This is a genomic window from Pseudoflavonifractor sp. HNCC25GI2, assembly GCF_058136395.1.
Genome location: NZ_JBYUOW010000006.1, coordinates 39,717 through 58,591, shown reverse-complemented (window position 1 = coordinate 58,591; position 18,875 = coordinate 39,717). Strand labels below are relative to the sequence as shown.

Annotated in this window: 18 protein-coding genes; 10 read left to right on the top strand and 8 right to left on the bottom strand. The window is 61.0% G+C overall.

What is annotated here, in order from left to right:
• Positions 1-78 precede the first annotated feature (78 nt).
• The 4 genes from AC3YUO_RS09370 to AC3YUO_RS09355 all read right to left on the bottom strand — a co-directional run bounded on the left by AC3YUO_RS09370 (position 79) and on the right by AC3YUO_RS09355 (position 3,590).
• Positions 79-1,149 (bottom strand): TPM domain-containing protein, encoded by a 1,071-nt coding sequence (locus tag AC3YUO_RS09370; protein ID WP_489962773.1) that lies wholly within the window; start codon positions 1,147-1,149, stop codon positions 79-81.
• A 238-nt stretch (positions 1,150-1,387) separates the two neighbouring features.
• Positions 1,388-2,596: a toxic anion resistance protein gene (locus tag AC3YUO_RS09365; RefSeq protein ID WP_489962772.1), complete on the bottom strand. Its 1,209-nt coding sequence runs from the start codon at positions 2,594-2,596 to the stop codon at positions 1,388-1,390.
• Complete coding sequence (locus AC3YUO_RS09360; RefSeq protein ID WP_489962771.1) at positions 2,586-2,843, bottom strand: hypothetical protein; 258 nt, start codon at positions 2,841-2,843, stop codon at positions 2,586-2,588. Before AC3YUO_RS09360 ends, AC3YUO_RS09365 begins: the two co-directional genes overlap by 11 nt.
• Before the next feature lie 12 nt (positions 2,844-2,855).
• Positions 2,856-3,590 (bottom strand): 5-bromo-4-chloroindolyl phosphate hydrolysis family protein, encoded by a 735-nt coding sequence (locus AC3YUO_RS09355; RefSeq protein WP_489962770.1) that lies wholly within the window; start codon positions 3,588-3,590, stop codon positions 2,856-2,858.
• Positions 3,591-3,869: 279 nt separating this feature from the next.
• On the opposite strand from AC3YUO_RS09355, the gene ilvA reads away from it, so the two are divergent.
• The 5 genes from ilvA (at position 3,870) to AC3YUO_RS09330 (ending at position 8,979) form a co-directional block, all read left to right on the top strand.
• Complete coding sequence (gene ilvA, locus AC3YUO_RS09350; RefSeq protein ID WP_489962769.1) at positions 3,870-5,090, top strand: threonine ammonia-lyase; 1,221 nt, start codon at positions 3,870-3,872, stop codon at positions 5,088-5,090.
• A gap of 267 nt (positions 5,091-5,357) precedes the next feature.
• Positions 5,358-6,002, top strand: a complete 645-nt coding sequence (gene rpe, locus AC3YUO_RS09345) for a ribulose-phosphate 3-epimerase (protein ID WP_489962768.1) — start codon at positions 5,358-5,360, stop codon at positions 6,000-6,002.
• A gap of 78 nt (positions 6,003-6,080) precedes the next feature.
• Complete coding sequence (gene recR, locus AC3YUO_RS09340; protein ID WP_489962767.1) at positions 6,081-6,683, top strand: recombination mediator RecR; 603 nt, start codon at positions 6,081-6,083, stop codon at positions 6,681-6,683.
• 32 nt (positions 6,684-6,715) lie between these two features.
• A complete protein-coding gene (locus AC3YUO_RS09335) occupies positions 6,716-7,459 on the top strand; it encodes a hypothetical protein (protein ID WP_489962766.1) in 744 nt (247 codons plus the stop codon).
• A gap of 152 nt (positions 7,460-7,611) precedes the next feature.
• Positions 7,612-8,979 carry a serpin family protein gene (locus AC3YUO_RS09330; protein ID WP_489962765.1) on the top strand — a complete coding sequence of 456 codons (1,368 nt, stop codon included), beginning with the start codon at positions 7,612-7,614 and terminating at the stop codon, positions 8,977-8,979.
• A gap of 66 nt (positions 8,980-9,045) precedes the next feature.
• Here the strand turns inward: AC3YUO_RS09330 and AC3YUO_RS09325 are convergent, their stop codons facing one another.
• A complete protein-coding gene (locus tag AC3YUO_RS09325) occupies positions 9,046-9,441 on the bottom strand; it encodes a helix-turn-helix transcriptional regulator (RefSeq protein ID WP_489962764.1) in 396 nt (131 codons plus the stop codon).
• Between the two features lie 82 nt (positions 9,442-9,523).
• Positions 9,524-10,216, bottom strand: coding sequence for a DNA/RNA nuclease SfsA (sfsA, locus tag AC3YUO_RS09320; protein ID WP_489962763.1), 693 nt, complete (start codon positions 10,214-10,216; stop codon positions 9,524-9,526).
• A gap of 132 nt (positions 10,217-10,348) precedes the next feature.
• Here sfsA and AC3YUO_RS09315 point away from each other — a divergent pair, with 132 nt between their 5' ends.
• The 3 genes from AC3YUO_RS09315 to AC3YUO_RS09305 all read left to right on the top strand — a co-directional run bounded on the left by AC3YUO_RS09315 (position 10,349) and on the right by AC3YUO_RS09305 (position 13,996).
• Positions 10,349-11,233, top strand: coding sequence for a DMT family transporter (locus tag AC3YUO_RS09315; RefSeq protein ID WP_489962762.1), 885 nt, complete (start codon positions 10,349-10,351; stop codon positions 11,231-11,233).
• A 384-nt stretch (positions 11,234-11,617) separates the two neighbouring features.
• Positions 11,618-13,003, top strand: coding sequence for a TrpB-like pyridoxal phosphate-dependent enzyme (locus AC3YUO_RS09310; protein WP_489962822.1), 1,386 nt, complete (start codon positions 11,618-11,620; stop codon positions 13,001-13,003).
• Between the two features lie 123 nt (positions 13,004-13,126).
• Positions 13,127-13,996, top strand: coding sequence for a C39 family peptidase (locus tag AC3YUO_RS09305; protein WP_489962761.1), 870 nt, complete (start codon positions 13,127-13,129; stop codon positions 13,994-13,996).
• Between the two features lie 88 nt (positions 13,997-14,084).
• Here the strand turns inward: AC3YUO_RS09305 and clpB are convergent, their stop codons facing one another.
• Complete coding sequence (clpB, locus tag AC3YUO_RS09300; RefSeq protein WP_489962760.1) at positions 14,085-16,715, bottom strand: ATP-dependent chaperone ClpB; 2,631 nt, start codon at positions 16,713-16,715, stop codon at positions 14,085-14,087.
• Between the two features lie 172 nt (positions 16,716-16,887).
• Positions 16,888-17,319, bottom strand: a complete 432-nt coding sequence (locus tag AC3YUO_RS09295) for an Hsp20/alpha crystallin family protein (protein WP_489962759.1) — start codon at positions 17,317-17,319, stop codon at positions 16,888-16,890.
• A 246-nt stretch (positions 17,320-17,565) separates the two neighbouring features.
• Between AC3YUO_RS09295 and AC3YUO_RS09290 the strand changes: the two genes are divergently transcribed.
• Together AC3YUO_RS09290 and AC3YUO_RS09285 are read left to right on the top strand one after the other, a co-directional pair.
• Positions 17,566-18,555, top strand: a complete 990-nt coding sequence (locus tag AC3YUO_RS09290) for a 2-hydroxyacid dehydrogenase (RefSeq protein ID WP_489962758.1) — start codon at positions 17,566-17,568, stop codon at positions 18,553-18,555.
• 10 nt (positions 18,556-18,565) lie between these two features.
• Positions 18,566-18,847 (top strand): DUF1294 domain-containing protein, encoded by a 282-nt coding sequence (locus tag AC3YUO_RS09285; RefSeq protein WP_489962757.1) that lies wholly within the window; start codon positions 18,566-18,568, stop codon positions 18,845-18,847.
• Positions 18,848-18,875 lie beyond the last annotated feature (28 nt).

The window sequence follows — 18,875 nt, the reverse complement described above, 5'->3', positions numbered from 1 at the left end:
GATTTGGGATATGCCCCGGCGGGAAAAAGACGGCGCAGCCCCTGCCCGGGACTGCGCCGCCCAATGTTTCTGTATTGCTCAGCGCCGGCCAAAGCCACCGCCGCGGCCGCCGCCAAAGCCGCCACCGCCACGGCTGCCTCCGAATCCGCCGCCACGGCTGAAGCCACCGCCTCCGCGGCTGCCTCCAAAGCCACCTCCGCGGCTGCCACTGGAGAACCCACCGCCGCCGCGACTTCCACCAAATCCGCCGCCGCGGCCCGGGCCATTGAAGCCAGAGAAGCCTCCGCCGCCGGGACGGGAGGAGTGATTTCCACCACCCGGTCCGCCAAAGCCGCCGAAGCCGCCCGGACCACCGGGGCCTCTGGGCGGAGGCGGGGGCGGAGGACGGCGCCAGCGCCGCCGGTACCAGCCGTAGGCCGGTCCATGCCAGAACAGGATGGGCCGGAACACCACCGGCGGGTTGACCACGCCGTAATAGCGCTGCCGGTAGGAGGCGTACCGCAGGTTGTCCACCACGGTGGCAATTACCAGCAGAATCACCACCAGCATAATAATGCCCAAGAAGTTACTTCCGCTCTGATAGCCGTACCCATAGCTGCCGTTGTCCAGATAGCCCCGGCCGTACTGGTCCACGTAGTACTGGTTCACTTCCTGGAACAGCTCCAGGATACCGGAGGCGTATTCCTTGTTTGCCACCCCGTCATAGAGGTAGGTATTCATATAGGAGTTAATCTGGCTGTCGGTCAGCGGATAGTTGTCGCCGGGGAGGAAGTAGGCGCTGCCGCTGCTCGTCTCAATCACCAGCACGGCGTCCGCCGCCGCCAGCTCCCAGGCCATAGCCCGCTCATAGGCGTAGTCCTCCAGACTGCCGGATGCAGAGGGCACCACCGCAACTGCAATGAGGCTGTCATAGCGCTCCAGCCAGTTGGCATTGTAGAGGTTAATCTGGTGCTCCTCCTCCTGGGACAGCACGTCCGCCTCATCCAGCAGGAAGCCCTCGCTGCGGCTGGTGGACAGGCTGGTATCCAGTCCCACAGACGCAGGGGTGTTGGGTACGGTATCCGTCCGATTCAGGCCAATGAACACCGCCCCGGCCACCATCGCCAGGGTGATGACCACCGCCACCCAGGTTTTCTGAAAAAATTTCATTGCCGGTTCCTTTCTCCGCTGCACATATTCCGGTTTGCATGGGAGGCTATGCTCCGCGTTTCACATTGGCGCGCTGCGGCGCCTCCGCGCTTCTCTTTGTCACGCTGCGGATTGGCCGCGCAGCCGGATCAATAACTCCGCCGTCTCCGCCGCCAAACAGAAGCCCCAGAGGCCTTCTTGGTTTGCCGGCATCCGCTCTGTCGTTATCTCCCCTGCGCGGCTATCCTCCGCGCTTCTTTTAGCCCCGCAGCTCCAGCAGCTTCTGCTTCAGCTCGCCCTCGATGCGGCCCAGCTCAGCCTCGGCCTCTTTCCGCTTCTGGGCGCCCTCGGTCTGAATCTTCATGACCTCGTCCAGGGTGGAAATGAGCTGCTCGTTGGTGTGCTGGAGGGTCTGGATATCCACCACGCTGCGCTCGGCCTCCCGGGCGGTCTCGATGGTGCCCATCTTCAGCATATCCGCGTTCTTCTTCAGCAGGTCGTTGGTCATGTTGGTCACGGCAGTCTGGGCCGCGGTGGCCTGCCGGCCGTGCTCCAGGCCCAGAGCCAGCACCATCTGGCTCTTCCACAGGGGGATGGTGTTCACCAGAGAGGACTGGATCTTCTCCAGCATCTGGGTGTCGTTGTTCTGCAGGAGCCGGGTCTGGGGACCCATCTGGATGGAGATCATCCGGGTCAGCTCCAGGTCATGGAGCTTCTTTTCAAAGCGGGTGCACAGGTTGGCAAAGTCGTTGTAGGCCTGGGCATCCTCCTGGGCTCCGGTCTGGGCGGCCTTCTTTTTCAGCTCCTCCAGGTCGTGGGTGCGCAGGTACTCCAAACGCTTCTTGCCGGCGATGATATACATGGTGAGCTCTTTATAGTACTTGGTGTTGAGCTCATACATCTGGTCGAACATGGCGATGTCCTTCATCAGGACAATCTGGTGGTTCTCCAGCACCTTCACAATCTTGTTGACGTTGGTCTCCGCCTTGGAGTAGCTGGCCTTCAGCGCCTCCAGCTCGTCCTTTTTCTTCTGGAAGAAGCCGAAAATGCCGCCCTTCTTCTCCTCGCCCTGGCCGAAGTTCTTCAGCTCCACCACCAGGGAGGACAGGGCCTCGCCCACTTCGCCCAGATCCTTGGTCTTTACGTTGTTCAGGGCGCTCTCCGAGAAGGCGGCGATGTTCTTCTGGGCCGCCGCGCCGTACTGGAGCACCATGTTGGAATCGGTGACGTCGATCTTCTGGGCAAAGTCGTCCACCATCTTTCGCTCCGCCTCACTGAGCATGGACTCGTCCAGCTTCACGGCGTTGGCGTCCCGCTGGGCCTGGGCAGCCTGGGCCTGAGCCTCGGCGGCATCGGCAGCGGGCTCCAGGGTAAGAGAGGGCGCCTCAGGGGCAGCAGGGGCCTGGGCCGCCGCGGCGGTATCCGGGGTAAGAGTCAGCTCCGGGGTCAGGTTCAGTTCATCGCTCATGTGGATTTCCTCCTAAATTGTTGTTATCGTTCGATTTTTTCCGATTATATGCCAGATAGCGGTACCATTGAAGGGCGCAGCACAGGACTTGAAGCAGAACCAGGATAATCGCATAGCCCAGGCTCCCGCTGTCCAGGCTGCGGCCGGCAGCGAGGAAAAAGCCCAGCTGGATGACCAGCACCAGCGTCCAGAGCAGGGCAGCCGCCAGGCACTCGCCACGGCTGATCCGGTTCCGGTATCCCATCACGGCAGGCCCTCCTTACAGCTCCAGGTTCACGTCTGTGTCCTTCTTCTGCTCCTGTCCCATCTGCATCCCGCCCAGGCCCTCCCGGGCCAGCAGGTTTTCCATGACGGTAATGTCGGTGGAGATATCCAGTGCCTCCTCCCCAAAGAGGGCGTCCAGCTGCTTGTCAAAGGCCTGGACAATGGTATCCATCATGGTCTCCACCTTGCCCTTGGTGGCGTCGATGTTGCTGCCGGAGATGCCCACGGCATCCATCCGGTCATAGGCGTTGAGAATTTTCAGGGTGGTGGGCAGGTAATAGTCCAGGAAGCGGCGGATCTGGGGCAGCTTCTTGGGCTGGGCCACCACCTGGTCGATAATCTTCCCGGTCACTTCCTCCAGATGGTCAATCTGAGCGGAGATCTTTTCGTCCTCAATGCTGTCGTTCAGCCGGCGCATCTCACTCAGGGCCCGCTCCCGCTCCTTCAGAAGGGCATCAATCTCCGGGTTGCCGGTGGACTTGGGTTCCTCCTTTTTGGCGGGCTCCTCCTTCTTGGGAGTCTCCTTCTTCTCCTCTGCCCTTTCCTCCCCGGGAATGGCGTAGACCTTGTCGGGGAAAATGGCCTTTCCAATCACAAAGGCCACCAGCGAAGCCCCGGCACACACCAGGTACTGCACCGGAGTGCGCAGCGGAAACAGCAGGGAATAGCCCAACCAGACCACGCCGATCAGGTAAATGGGCAGAACGGAACGCTTTACGTGCTTTGCCATGACATACCTCCGCACCGGTGGAAGGGGCCCTCCGGCCCTTTTGCCGGCGCAGACCGCTCCTTCTCTTGTGATGAATTATAGCTTGTGTAAACAGGGGTGTCAAGGAGCCTGTCCCCGTCCTGAAAAGTCCCCTTTTCCCGGCTCTGCCGCGCCTGGATTTTCCCTCCGTTCCCCGGCAAACACGGAAAAACTCTCTCCGCTTGCACATTGACTTATGGAAAAAGATTGAGTATGATTAAGAATAGCTTACTTTTTATATGTATAAAGGAGACAAGTTTTATGCTGACCCTCGAACAGTTTAAAAACGCCCGGAATGTCCTCCAAGGCGTTTTGCGGCCCACGCACCTTATCGACTCTCCTTACCTGTCCCGGCTGTGCGGCAACAACGTCTACCTCAAGCCGGAGAACATGCAGGTCACTGGGGCCTACAAAATTCGAGGGGCCTACTTTAAAATCAGCACCCTGACGCCCGAGGAAAAGGAGCGCGGCCTGGTCACCGCCTCCGCCGGAAACCACGCCCAGGGCGTGGCCTACGCCGCCCAGGCGGCCGGGGTAGCTGCCACCATCGTCATGCCCACCACCACTCCCCTGGTGAAGGTGAACAACACCAAGGACTATGGGGCCAAGGTGGTACTCCACGGCGAAGTCTTTGACGACGCGGCCGAGCTGGCTGCCAAGCTCTCTGAGGAGCAGGGGCTGACCTATGTCCACCCCTTCAACGACCTGACTCTGGCCACCGGCCAGGGCACCATTGCCTATGAGATTTTCCAGGACCTGCCCGACGTGGACGTCATCCTGGTGCCTATCGGCGGCGGCGGTCTGGCTGCCGGCGTGTCCACCCTGGCCAAGCTTCTCAACCCCAACGTGGAGGTCATCGGCGTGGAGCCCGTGGGCGCCGCCTCCATGAAGGCCAGTCTGGAGGCCGGCCACGTGGTCACCCTGCCCACCGCCACCACCATCGCTGACGGCGTGGCGGTCAAGACCCCCGGCGATCTGGTCTTCCCCTACGTACAGAAAAATGTGGACCGGGTGCTGGCTCTGGAGGATGCCGAGCTGGTGGAGGCCTTTTTGGATGTGATGGAGCGGCATAAGATGGTGGTGGAAAACGCCGGCCTTCTGACCGTGGCCGCTCTGCGCCACCTGGATTGCCGGGGCAAGAACGTAGTCTCCGTCCTCTCCGGCGGCAATATGGACGTCATCACCATGGCCTCCCTGGTTCAGCACGGCCTCATCTGCCGGGGCCGGATCTTCACCTTCGCGGTGCAGCTGCCTGACCGGCCCGGTGAGCTGCTCCGGGTGGCGGAAGTGCTGGCCAAGAACAACGGCAACATCATCAAGCTGGAGCACAACCAGTTTGTCAACATCAACCGCCAATCCGGCGTGGAGCTGCGGGTCACGCTGGAGGCCTTCGGCCACGACCACAAGGAGCAGATCCTCCAGGCCCTGGGTGAGGCGGGCTATCACGCCGTGGAAACCGATACCGCTGATTTTTATAACTAAGGCGGACGCCCGCAATCGTTCTTCCTCTGCCGCCCGCCGGGGAGATACGCTCCTCCGGCGGGCGGCTATCTGAAAAGCGGCGGACCGGCCGGGATGGGACGGACGGGGTTGGGCCGTGGGCTCGGCCTGGAGCAATCCGTCCTCCCGGAGGCGCCCGGGAAGCGGCCGCTCCCCTTCTCCGCCCTGTATTCTATGCGCCCGGCGTCCGGGCTGCCCCTGCCGCAAGGATTCTGTTATTTTGTTGTATGGAAAGTGAGGCTGTCAGTTATGGTAAAAATTGCCCCCTCGATCCTGTCCGCTGATTTTGCGAATCTGGAGCGCGACATCAAGCGGGTCTCCTCCGCCGAATACCTCCACGTGGATGTAATGGACGGTGCCTTTGTGCCCAACATCACGCTGGGCGTCCCGGTGGTACAGTCCATCCGCAAGTGTACGGACATGTTTCTGGACGTCCATCTGATGGTGGACAAGCCCGTGCGGTACATCGAGGCTTTTGCCAAGGCGGGCGCCGACCTGCTCTCCGTCCACCTGGAGGCCGACCACCCCAAGCACATCGCCCAGGCTCTGGACATCATGGGCCAGTGCGGCGTGAAGAAGGCGGTGGCACTGCGCCCCATCACCTCCCCCAAGGCCATTCTCCCCTACATTGAGCAGCTGGATATGGTGCTGGTCATGACGGTGGAGCCCGGCTTCGGCGGCCAGGCCTTTATGGAGTCCCAGCTGGACACCATCCGTCAGGTGCGTGCCATTATCGACCAGTACAACCCCGCCTGCGAGCTGGAAGTGGACGGCGGCATCGCCCCCAAGACCGCTCCTCTGGTGGTAGAGGCGGGTGCCAATGTGCTGGTGGCCGGCTCTGCCGTGTACGGCGCTCCCGACCCCGCCGCCGCTATCGCCGCCCTGCGGGTATAAGCAGAGCGCACTGACTGCCGGGAAGCGCCGTCTCTCCGGTTTCCAAGCAAATTCGTCATTTCCTGGAGGTTATCACCCATGGAGTATTTCCCCCCCGCCCTTGAAAATCTGGTAGAGCAGTTTGCCAAGCTGCCCGGCATCGGCCTGAAAACTGCCCAGCGTCTGGCCTTTTACGTCCTCTCCCTGCCCCAGGAGGAGACCGACGCCTTTGCCCAGGCCATTGTGGAGGCCAAGCGGTCCATCCACTGCTGTCCGGTGTGCCAGAACCTCACGGAGGGGGACGGCCCCTGCTCCATCTGCGCCAGCCCCCGCCGGGACACCTCCACCATCTGCGTGGTGGCCGACCCCAAGGACGTGGTGGCCATGGAGCGCTCCCGGGAGTACCAGGGGCTCTACCATGTGCTCCACGGGGTCATCTCCCCCATGAACCACGTGGGCCCCGACGATCTCCACATCAAGTCTCTGGTGGAACGGGTGGCTGCCGGTGGCGTTTCCGAAGTCATCATGGCCACCAACCCGGACACGGAGGGGGAGGCCACCGCCATGTACCTCTCCCGGCTTTTGAAGCCCTTCCAGGTGAAGGTCACCCGTCTGGCCTACGGCATCCCCGTGGGCAGCCACCTGGAATACACCGATGACGCCACCCTCATGCGGGCGCTGGAGGGACGGCGGGAGATCTAGCGCCACATCCATCTGAGAGGAGCATCACGGCAATGCCTGCCCTTCCCAAGCTGTCCAAGGTGACCCGCCATTATCTGCGGGATTTTTCCTTCCGCCTGGCGGTCTTTCTCTTTGTGGCGATTCTCTTTCTCCTCTCGCCGGAGTGGCTGGACTTCACCGCCGAAGATCCCAAATTTGTTCCCCTTCTGCTGCTCTGGGTGGCGGTGGCCGGCTCCATGGTGGCTCAGCTCAACCCCAACAGCCTGCTGACCACCGGCTGCCTCAAGCAGTATCCCACCCGGTATGACCCGGTGGAGCACTATAATCCCGAGGATTTGCGGCAGGCGGTCAAGGTACAAAACCGCGGGGCGCTGAAGGTGGCCGTGGTGTGGCTGGCCGTCAACCTGTGCTTCGGTATCCTGTATCACCGGGGCGTACTGTCCGTTCCGGTCCTGGTTCTGCTGTGCGCCCTGTGCTATCTCTGCGACCTCATCTGCGTGCTGTTTTTCTGTCCCTTTCAGACCTTTCTGATGAAAAACCGCTGCTGCGTCAACTGCCGCATCTTCGCCTGGGGCTCCTGGATGATGGCCGCCCCCCTCATGTGCGTCCCCCACTGGTACGCCCAGAGCCTGTTCTGGATTGGCGTGGTGGTGCTGATTTTCTGGGAGGTGCGCTACCGTCGCCACCCGGAACGTTTCTGGTTCGGCTCCAACAAGCTGCTCCAGTGCGCCCACTGTCCGGAACAGCTGTGCCGCTACAAATATCCCCGCTCTCCCCGGTTCCGGAAACCCATGTAACCTTTTCCCCGCCCTGTTCCAGGGCGGGGGTTTTTTGTGCAAAATCCGTATATTTTTCCATTTTTATGTGTGCGGAGGAACCTTTTTCTCTCGTCGCCGTCTAATGAAGTAAAGCACCGGAACTTGCCTTGTTTGGAAAGGAGCGCACCGCCATGAAACGACGCATTCTTGCCGCCGCACTGGCCGCCCTGATGGTTCTGCCCCTGGCCGGCTGCGGCTCTTCCTCCCCCTCCGGCAGCAGTTCTCAGTCCCCCACGCTCACCCGGACCGCCCTGAATCAGCCCGTCTATCCTGACTTTCCCCAGCAGCCCGACTACGAAGAATTTCAGGATGACTGGGAGGCCTATGACAAAGCCTCCACCGAATACTACGAGCAGCTCTCCGCCCTGCGGGGAGACGGCATCTCCCCGGACACGGTGCAGGCTCTGACGGACTTTGCCGGGCGCAGCACCGCTCTGGCCATAGAGGGTATGGAGGGGGAAAACACCGTCTACTCCCCCCTGTCCCTGTGGTCCGCTCTGGCTATGCTGGCCCAGTGCGCCGGGGGCGAGAGCCGCCAGCAGGTGCTCTCCGCCCTGGGCAGCGGCGGGCTGGAATCCCTTCAGGAGCAGGTGGCCCAGGTGTGGCAGGGCCTCTACACCAACGACGGAGTCAGCTCCCTGCTGCTGGCCAACTCCATCTGGCTCAACAGCAGCATGGAGGGCTCCTATGTGGAGGAGACTCTGGAGACGCTGGCCCGGGACTACTACGCCGGGGCCTTTTCCGTCCCCATGGGCACCGCCGAGGCCGACCAGGCGGTCACCGACTGGGTGAGCGAACAGACCCACGGCCTCATCGGTGGGGAGGAACCCGTGGTGGAAACCAAGGAGTATACCGTCGCTCTGCTGGCCTCCTCTCTCTACTACAAGGCCCCCTGGGCGGAGGAGTTCTCGGAATCCCAGACCTGGACCGACACCTTCACCGACGCCGCAGGAAACGCCTCTCAGGTGGACTTCATGCACCAGCAGCACCACGGCACCATGCTCACTGGTCAAGGGTACAAGGCGGCCAGCCTCAGCACCCGGCTGGGCGAGGTGGTCTTTGTCCTGCCCGACGAGGGCGTCACTCCCGAGTCCCTTCTGGAGGACGGAAGCCTTCTGTCCAGTCTGGACTTCAACACCCCCTCGGCCCAGAGCGGCGCCATCGAGTGGTCGGTGCCCAAATTTGACGTGAGCTCGGAGCTGGATCTGCTCCCCGCCCTGGCACAGCTGGGCATCACTGATCTGCTGGATTCGGAGGCCGCCGACCTATCCCCTCTCACCTCCATTGGTGCCTACCTCTCCGGTGCCACCCAGATGGCCCGGGTGAAGGCGGACAAGGAGGGCGTGGAGGCCGCCGCCGTCACCATTCTCACTATGGACGCCACCGCCGCCCTGGAGGATCCCGAGCCCATGGTGATGGATCTGGACCGTCCCTTCCTCTTTGTTATCCGCGCGGAGGGCGTCCCCCTCTTTGTGGGCATTGTAAATCAGGTTGGATAACGGGCTCAAACACAGAAAGGCCTCCGGGAACCGATGTTCCCGGAGGCCTTTTGTCCTTATTCTGCCTCAGCGTCGGCGGATCTCCAACACAATCTGCCGGGTGCAGCCCAGCATCACCAGAATCAGCACCACCACCGCCAGCTCCAGAGGCTCCCAGCGGTCAAACAGCACCTTCAGCGCCAGATAAGCGGCTGCAGCGCCCATAAGCGCCCCAAACACCATTCCGCCCGGATTTGGGCCCCAGAAACGCTGCCGGTGTTCCCGGTCCGGATAGATGAGCTCATCAATGCCCACCTGGAAAAACTCCGCCAGCTTCATCAGATCGTCAATGGAGGGGTTCGTCTGTCCTCGCTCCCAGTTGGAGATGGTCTGCCGGGTGGTGTGCAGCTGGGCGGCCACCGTCTCCTGGCTGATCCCCCGCCGCTCCCGGATGCACTTCAAATTGCGGGCAACATCGTTCATCGTTTGTCCTCCTCGCTCCCTTTTCTGTCTCCAACATGGGGATTTCCGGAGAAAAAGTCAAGCAAAGATTCCTTGCTCCGCCTTAAAGCCGCACAGGGAGCGGGCGGACCACCCGAAGCTCCTCCGGGGTGACGGCACACTCCATGGACAGCACCTCCACCCCCGCCTTGGCCACCCGGCGCAGGGCGTCTCCGAATTGGGGATGGGTGGCGTCGTTGGGCTCCAGGTACCGCATTCCCTCCATCTGGACGATGAAGCACACCGCCGCCTCATAGCCGGCCGCTTTGGCCGCCGCCAGCTCCTCCAGGTGCTTCACGCCCCGTAAGGTGGGGGCATCTGGAAACCGGACTGCGCCCTCCTCCTCCAGGGTGACCCCCTTTACCTCCACAAACCCCCGTGCGGAGGGGGACTCCCAGTAGAAATCAAAGCGGGAGGCGCCATAGGTGGTCTCCGGGCGCAGCAGGGTGAGATCCGGCCGGAAGCCCCCAGAGGAGGCCCACTCTCCAAACACCTTGTTGGGGGCCTGGGAGTCCATGTTGATGAGCAGCGGTCCCCGCTCCGTCTCCTTTTCCACGGCCACCAGGTCAAAGCGGGTCTTTCGGGCGGGGTTGGTGCTCTCCTCCAGATACACCAGGGCTCCGGGCACCAGCAGTTCCCGGCAGCGGCCCGTGTTCTTCACATGGCACACCTCGGTCCGGCCCTCCACTTCCACATGGGCGATAAACCGGTTGGGCCGGGCCAGAAAGCGCCCGGGACAAATTCTCTCATACCGCACTTGCTTTTTGCCTCCCCGCTCTGCTATGATAGGAATCGCGCCTTTATTCGACAATCTGCACCGTTCATTCCAACGGCCCGCCGAATACAGTGCTTTTGAGTATAACCCACCACGAGGAGCGAATCAAGCATCATGGAGAAAAAAGCCTATCTGAGTATCATTGCCGCCGCCTGCCTGTGGGGCGGGATCGGTGTGTTTGTCAAAGTGCTCACCGCCGTGGGCCTGACCTCCCTGCAGGGGGTGGCCGCCCGGAACCTGGTGGCCTCGGTAGCCTTTTTTCTCTACCTGCTCGTCACTGACCCCAAGGCCCTGCGCATCCATCCCCGACACTGGTACTACTTCTTCGGCTCCGGTGTTTGCGGACTGCTGTTCTTCAACTGGTGCTATTTTACCGTCATCGCTCAGAGCTCCATGTCGGTGGCCGCGGTTCTGCTGTATACCTCCCCGGTGTTCGTCATGATTTTATCTACCTTTCTCTTCCGGGAGCGGATTACTCCGGTGAAGCTCATTGCCCTGCTCATCACCTTTGTGGGCTGTACCCTGGCCACCGGCCTGCTCCCGCTGGGCGAGACTAGGCTGTCTGGTCTCACCATCCTCGCCGGACTGGGGGCCGGGTTCGGCTACGCCCTCTACTCCGTGCTGAGCAAGGTTGCCCTGCGGCAATACTCCGCCTCCACGGTCTCCTTCTACACCATCCTCTTCTGCGCCGTATTGGCCATCCCCCTGTCCGGACTGTACCTGAGGGTGGATTTGCTGCCCAATCCCACCTTCTGGGCTGGCTCCCTGGGCATCGGCTTTCTGTGCTGCGCCATTCCCTCCTACCTTTTTACCATGGGACTGGTCCACGCCGAGGCCGGAAAGGCCTCCATCTTGTCCACCGCCGAGCTGCTGGTGGCCACTCTACTGGGCATTTTGCTCTTCCATGAGGAGGTCACCATCTATAAGCTGCTGGGCATGGCCGCCATCTTTGCCGCCATTCTCCTGCTCAACCGCCCGGTAAAAAAAGAGACAAACTGAAAATTGGGGCTTGACAGCCAAACTTCACCTCGCTATAATAACACCAAATTAAATCAGGAAACCGATGAGAAAGAGGAGTAGCAGCGAGTCGGAACCTTACAGAGAGCCGCAGGCGGTGGAATTGCGGCAGGGGACGCCGGTGTGAATGGACTTTTGAGGGCTATGCGAACGGGAAACCTAGTAGCGCGACGGGGACTCCGCCCGTTATCAGGGGAGCATGGGCTGTTTGGCCTGTGAAAGTGAGCGGGCGTATCTTCATACGTCAATCCGGGTGGCACCGCAGAGGCTGATTGCAGTCCTTTGTCCCAGAAAAAAATTTCGGGGACGAAGGGCTTTTTTGTTGCCTTCTCCCCAGACGAAAAGGAGAAATGAACCATGAGCACCATGAACAAAATCCCTCACCGCCTGTATTTGACCGAAGACCAGATGCCCCGCCAGTGGTTCAACCTGCGCTCGGCCATGCCCCAGCAGCCCGACCCCCTCATCCACCCCGGCACCCTGCAGCCCCTGGAGATGCCCGATCTGGCCCCCATCTTCTGCGAGGAGCTGGCCAAGCAGGAGCTGGACGGAACCACCCCCTATGTGGACATTCCCGAGGAGGTACTGGAGGTCTACAAAATGTACCGCCCCTCCCCCCTCATCCGGGCCTATGAGCTGGAGAAGGCCCTGGACACCCCCGCCCGCATCTACTACAAGTTTGAGGGCAACAACACCTCCGGCTCCCACAAGCTCAATTCCGCCGTGGCCCAGGCCTACTACGCCAAGATGCAGGGCCTCACCGGCGTCACCACCGAGACCGGAGCTGGCCAGTGGGGCACTGCCCTCAGCGAGGCCTGCTCTTACTTCGGCCTCACCTGCGACGTCTACATGGTCAAGTGCTCCTATGAGCAGAAGCCCTTCCGCAAGGCGGTGATGGGGGTCTTTGACGCCAGCGTCACCCCCTCCCCCTCCATGACCACGGAGGCCGGGCGGAAGATTCTGGCCGAAAATCCGGGCACCACCGGCAGCCTGGGCTGCGCCATTTCCGAGGCGGTGGAGGCCGCCGTGCAGAGCCGCGGAAAGAAGCGCTATGTGCTGGGCAGCGTTCTCAATCAGGTGCTGCTCCACCAGTCCATCATCGGCCTGGAGAGCAAGCTGGCCATGGAGCAGCTGGGCGAGTACCCCGATGTGGTGGTAGGCTGCGCCGGCGGCGGCTCCAACCTGGGCGGCCTCATTGCCCCCTTCATGGCTGACAAGCTCCGGGGTGTGAAAAATCCCCGCATTGTAGCGGTGGAGCCCGCCTCCTGCCCCTCCTTCACCCGGGGCAAGTACGCCTATGACTTCTGCGACACCGGCAAGGTTACCCCCCTGGCCCGGATGTATACCCTGGGCTCTGGCTTCATCCCTTCCGCCAACCACGCCGGCGGCCTGCGCTACCACGGTATGAGCCCCATTCTCTCCAAGCTGTACCACGACGGGTACATGGAGGCGGTGAGCTACAAACAGTCCCAGGTCTTTGAGGCAGCCGTCCTCTTTGCCAAGCGGGAGACCATCCTCCCTGCCCCCGAGTCCGCCCACGCCATCAAGGGTGCCATCGATGAGGCCCTGAAGTGCAAGGAGACCGGCGAGGCCAAGACCATTCTCTTCGGTCTCACCGGCACCGGCTACTTCGACATGACCGCCTATGAGTCCTACCTCTCCGGTACCATGACCGACTATGTCCCCACCGACGAGGACCTTCAGAAGGGCTTTGACTCTCTCCCCAAGATTCCTCAGAATGAGGGCATTTAAATTTTAATCTTTTGAATTTCTTAATCTTTTCTTTTCCTCTTTTTAATTCCCGGGGTATATCATTCAAGATGCGGCAGGGGCGCTGCTCCTGCCGCATCAAGGCTTTTGTAAGATGGTGATGGTATGTATTCCTCTCAGGATCCAAATGACCTCTATGATACACCCCGGCGCTCCCGCTCCTCTCAACGGAGGAGGAAACGCCGAAGCCCCCTGCCCAAGCTGTTTGCTGCCGGTATTTTGCTGGGACTGGCCATTTTCTTTCTGCCCCGGATCTACGAGGGATTCCATTCCGCGCCTCAGCTTCCCCAGACCCTGACCGATGAATTGAAGGCCCTGGCGGACAGCCAGCCCGAGGCCCAGCCTCTGCTGGACCACCCGGGCCGCTATCCCGAAGCACTGTTGGAGCTGGCTGCCCGCAACCCGGAGGCCCTTGACTTTGTGCTGGACTACCCCCAGAAAAAGGACGAGCCCGCCGCAAAGACGGTGGGTGAGGTACAGCAAGGAACATTTCCTCAGCTCCTGCAGTGGGATGAGCGCTGGGGCTACCAGACCTACGGGGATGGGCTGATGGGCCTCACCGGCTGCGGTCCCACCGTGCTGTCCATGGCGGTGTGCGGCCTGACGGGAGACAACACCATCACCCCCTGGGTGGTGGCCCAATACGCCCAGGAGGCGGGCTGGTACGTGGATGGCTCCGGCTCCAGCTGGGACCTCATGCGGGAGGGCTGCCGCCACTATGGATTGGAGGCGGAGGAGCTCCCGCTGGACGAGGGGATTGTCACCCGGGAACTGAAAAACGGCCATCCTGTCATTTGCAGCATGGGTCCCGGCGACTTCACCACCAGCGGCCACTTCATCCTCCTCACCGGGATGGAGGACGGACAAATTTGCCTCAATGACCCCAACCGCCCCTCCAACAGTGAAAAGCGGTGGGACTTTGATACCCTGGCCCCCCAGATTCGCAATCTGTGGGCCTGTTCCCCGGTGGAGTAAATCCCTCACTCCACCCATAAAAAATCCCCCGTGCTCTCTGCTTTGGCAGAGAGCACGGGGGATTGATTTTTACGGCAGCGCAGTCGGCTTACAGGTCGATAACCTCGCCGGTGAGCACCTCGTGGCTGTCCACCACCAGCTGGCCGTCCCGACAATCCACCGTGAGGGTTTGGCCGCCCTCCACCTGGTCGGCGATGATCTTCTTGCTGATCAGCGTCTCCACGGTGTGCTGCAGGTAACGGCGCAGGGGCCGGGCACCGTAGATGGGGTCGTAGGCCGCGTTGATGATTTCCGCCTTGGCCGCGGGGGTGAGGGTGACGGTGAGCTGCTTATCCTCCAGACGCTTGTTGAGCTCGGCCACCATCAGGTCGATGATGTGGGTCACGTTCTCCTTCGTGAGAGGCTTATAGAAGACAATCTCATCCAGCCGGTTCAGGAACTCCGGGCGGAAGGAGCGCTTGAGCAGCTCGTTCACCTGGTCCCGGGCCTCCTGGCTGATCTCGCCGTTTTCATCGATGCCGTCCAGCAGGAACTGGGAGCCCAGGTTAGAGGTGAGGATGATGATGGTGTTCTTGAAGTCCACCGTGCGGCCCTGGCTGTCGGTAATCCGGCCGTCGTCCAGCACCTGCAGGAGGATGTTGAACACGTCAGGGTGGGCCTTCTCCACCTCATCAAAGAGGATGACGGAGTAGGGGTGACGGCGCACCGCCTCGGTGAGCTGGCCGCCCTCCTCATAGCCCACATATCCCGGAGGGGCACCGATGAGCCGGGAGACGGAGAATTTCTCCATGTACTCGGTCATGTCGATGCGCACCAGGTTCTTCTCGCTGTCAAAGAGGGCCTCGGCCAGGGTCTTGGCCAGCTCCGTCTTACCGACACCGGTGGGACCCAGGAACAGGAAGGATCCAATGGGTTTATTGGGGTCGGCGATGCCGGCGCGGCTTCTCAGAATGGCCTCGGACACCAGGCGCACCGCCTCGTCCTGGCCCACCACACGCTTGTGGAGGATGTCCTCCAGATGCAGCAGCTTCTCCCGCTCGCCCTCCATGAGCCGGGCCACGGGGATACCGGTCCAGCGCTCGATAATGCGGGCGATCTCCTCCTCGGTGACCTTGTCCCGCAGCAGGGAGCGCTGACGGCTCTCATTGGCAATCTGCTCCTCCGCCTCCAGGGCCTTTTTCAGCTCAGGAATCTTGCCGTACTGGAGCTCGGCGGCCTTATTGAGGTCGTACTCCCGCTGGGCCTTCTCCAGCGCGGCGTTGGCGGCTTCCAGGTCCTCACGGAGCTTCTGCACCTTGCCGATGGCGCCCTTCTCGTTGTCCCACTGGGCCTTCTTGGCCTTGAACTCCTCCCGCATGTCAGAGAGCTCCTTCTGGATTTCCGCCAGGTGCTCCTGAGAGAGCTTGTCGGTCTCCTTCTTCAGGGCGGCCTCCTCAATCTCATGCTGGATGATCTTCCGCTGGATGACGTCCAGCTCGGTGGGCATGGAGTCCATCTCCGTGCGGATCATGGCACAGGCCTCATCCACCAGGTCGATAGCCTTGTCGGGCAGGAACCGGTCGGTGATATAGCGGTTACTGAGGGTGGCGGCGGCGATGATGGCGCCGTCGGTGATTTTCACACCGTGGTACACCTCGTAGCGCTCCTTCAGGCCACGGAGGATGGCGATGGCGTCCTCCACCGTGGGCTCGTTCACCATGACGGGCTGGAACCGGCGCTCCAGAGCGGCGTCCTTTTCAATATACTGCCGGTACTCATTGAGGGTGGTGGCACCGATGCAGTGGAGCTCGCCCCGGGCCAGCATGGGTTTGAGCAGGTTGCCTGCGTCCATGGCGCCCTCGGTCTTGCCCGCGCCCACAATGGTATGAAGCTCATCGATGAACAGGATGATCTTGCCCTCGGACTTCTTCACCTCATTCAGGACGGCTTTCAGACGCTCCTCAAACTCGCCGCGGTACTTGGCGCCGGCAATGAGGGAGCCCATATCCAGGGCAAAGATGGTCTTGTCCTTCAGGGAGCTGGGCACGTCCCCCTTTACAATCCGCTGGGCCAGGCCCTCGGCGATGGCGGTCTTGCCCACGCCGGGCTCGCCGATGAGGACGGGGTTATTCTTGCTCTTCCGGGAGAGGATACGGATGACGTTCCGGATTTCATCATCCCGGCCGATGACGGGGTCCAGCTTGTTCTGACGGGCCCGCTCCACCAGATCGGAGCCGTACTTCTTCAAAGCATCATAGGTCTCCTCCGGGTTGTCGCTGGTAACCCGCTGATTGCCCCGGACGGAGGCCAAAGCCTGCATGACCCGCTCCCGGGTGACGTTATAGGTGCGGTAGAGCTGGCTCAGCTCCCGGTTGGCGCTGTCCAGCAGGCCCAGGAAGATGTGCTCCACCGAGATATACTCGTCCTTCATGGACTCTGCCGCCTGCTCGGCGCTCTTCAGTGCCTTGTCCACGTCCTGAGCCACATAGATTTTGTCTGCCTCCCGGCTGCCGCCGGATACCTTGGGCAGCTTTTCCACCTCGGCCTTGATGGCCGCCTCAAAGCTGGGCACCGTCATTCCCATGGCGGTGAGCAGCTGGGGAATAAAGCCCTCCTGGTCGGACACCAGCGCCAGCAGCAGGTGCTGCTGCTCAATCTGCTGCTGCCCGTACTCCTGGGCCAGATCCCTGGCCCCCTGGATGGCAGAAAGGGATTTTTGCGTAAACTGATTCATATTCATATGGAAGAAACCTCCTTTTCGGGTTTCCATTTTTTGTATTAAGTTTTAGCACTCGTATTATCTAAGTGCTAAAATTATGATAGCCTATTTCCTCCCATTTGGCAAGGGGGTTGGGCAAATTTTTTCAAAGAAAAGGCAGGCCCGCAGGCCTGCCTTTTCCGCATATCCATCCTTACTGGATGGCGATCTTCCGGCTCTGGGGCTCGGGCTCACCCTGCTTGGGCAGAGTCAGCTTCAGCACGCCGTTTTCATAGCTGGCGCTGATGGCGTCTTCCTGAATGCCGGAGACATTGAAGGAACGGGTGAAGCTACCCACACGGCGCTCCCGGCAGACATACTTGCCGTTCTCATCCTTGTTCTCCGAGGTCTCATCGTGCTTGGCGGTGATGGTCAGCAGGCCATCCTGCAGGTGCAGGTCAATGTCCTCCTTCCGGAAGCCGGGCAGGTCGGCCTCCAGCAGGAAGTGGTCGCCCTCATCCTTGATGTCGGTACGGAAGGCGGGCATCTGGCTGCGGTCCACGGGGAAGAAGCTGCGCTCAAAATCATCAAACAGGCTGTTCAAACTATTATTGGTGTAACGTCCAAAGGGAAGCAAACTATACATAACTCAAAACTCCTTTCGGGCCGGGTTTCTGCGGCACCTCGCCGTTCCCTGGGCCCTTCTTAACTTTGGCTTTAGTATAGCTCCGGATTATGAACAATTCTCGCAAACTTTATGTCTAAATTGTAAATTCTAGCACTCTCAAATATAGAGTGCTAATTTCATTTTCTCCATTCTCCTCGCTTCTTGCCGGAAGAATGAAAGAATGTTATACTTAATTTTGTCGATTCTATTCCGGGAGGGATTTGTTTGAAGGTACTTATTTTTGGTTCTCAGGCCCGTTACCAGGCCTATCAGCCGGATTTTGTGGCCCAACTGCCCGTGGAGCCAGTGTTTTGCCCCATTGACCAGCCTCTGCACGAGGCCGCTGCCCGGCACCCCGACGCCCAGGCTCTGTTTGTGGACGCCATCACTCCGGTGGAACGGGCCATGATGGAGCTGCTGCCCCAGCTGAAGCTCATCCACTCCGAGGGCGTAGCCTTTAACCGCATTGATCTGGAGGCCGCCCGGGAACGTGGTATTTTTGTGTGCAACAACAAGGGCTGCAACGCCGCCTCTGTGGCCGAGCACACGGTCATGCTCATGCTCATGGCTCTGCGCCACGGCATCACCGGCCACAACGCCGTCAGAGCCGGACAGCAAATCACCATGAAGGAGGCTGTGATGGTCTCCGATTCCCCGGAGCTCGGTCTGTGCACGGTGGGCCTTGTGGGCTTTGGCGACATCGCCCAGGCCACCGCCCGCCGCCTCCAGCCCTTCGGCTGCCCCCTCTACTACTATACTCCCCACCGCCGTCCGGAGGCGGTGGAGCAGGACTTTGGCGTTACCTACCTGCCTCTGGAGGAGTTGGCCGCCCGGTGCGACATTCTCTCCCTCCACTGCGCGGTGACCGATGAGACCCGGGAGATGGTCAATGCAGATCTCCTCTCCAAAATGAAGCCCAACGCCATCCTGGTAAACACCGCCCGGGGTGACCTGCTGGACAACCAGGCAGTACGTCAGGCCCTCATGGAGGGACGTCTGGGCGGCATCGCCGTGGATACTCTGGCACCCGAGCCCACCCCCGCCGACCACCCTCTGGTGGACCTGCCTCCGGAGGTGCAGGACCGGGCCATCTACTCCCCCCACCTGGGCGGCATCACCGGCGGCTCCTTCCGCCGGGCCCACGCCAACATGTGGAACAGCCTGCGCCTGGTATTGGAGGGCAAGCGCCCCAACTTCATCGTCAACGGACTGTAAAGGAGTTTCTATGCCCGCGTTTCTCTTAAAAGTCGTTCTTGTCTGGCTGGCAGTCATCAACCTCATTACCTTCACCCTCATGGGGCTGGACAAGTGGAAGGCCCGGCGGGACGCCTGGCGTATCCCGGAAAAGACGCTGTTTCTCGCCGCCCTGCTGGGAGGCGCCCTGGGCGGTACGGTTGGGATGCATCTCTTCCACCACAAGACCAGGCACTGGTATTTCCGCTTTGGCTTCCCTGTTCTGCTGATTTTACAGCTTCTGCTGGCCGGATTTCTGGCCTACCGATTTTAGTAAAAAATCCCTGCTGCCCATTGGACAG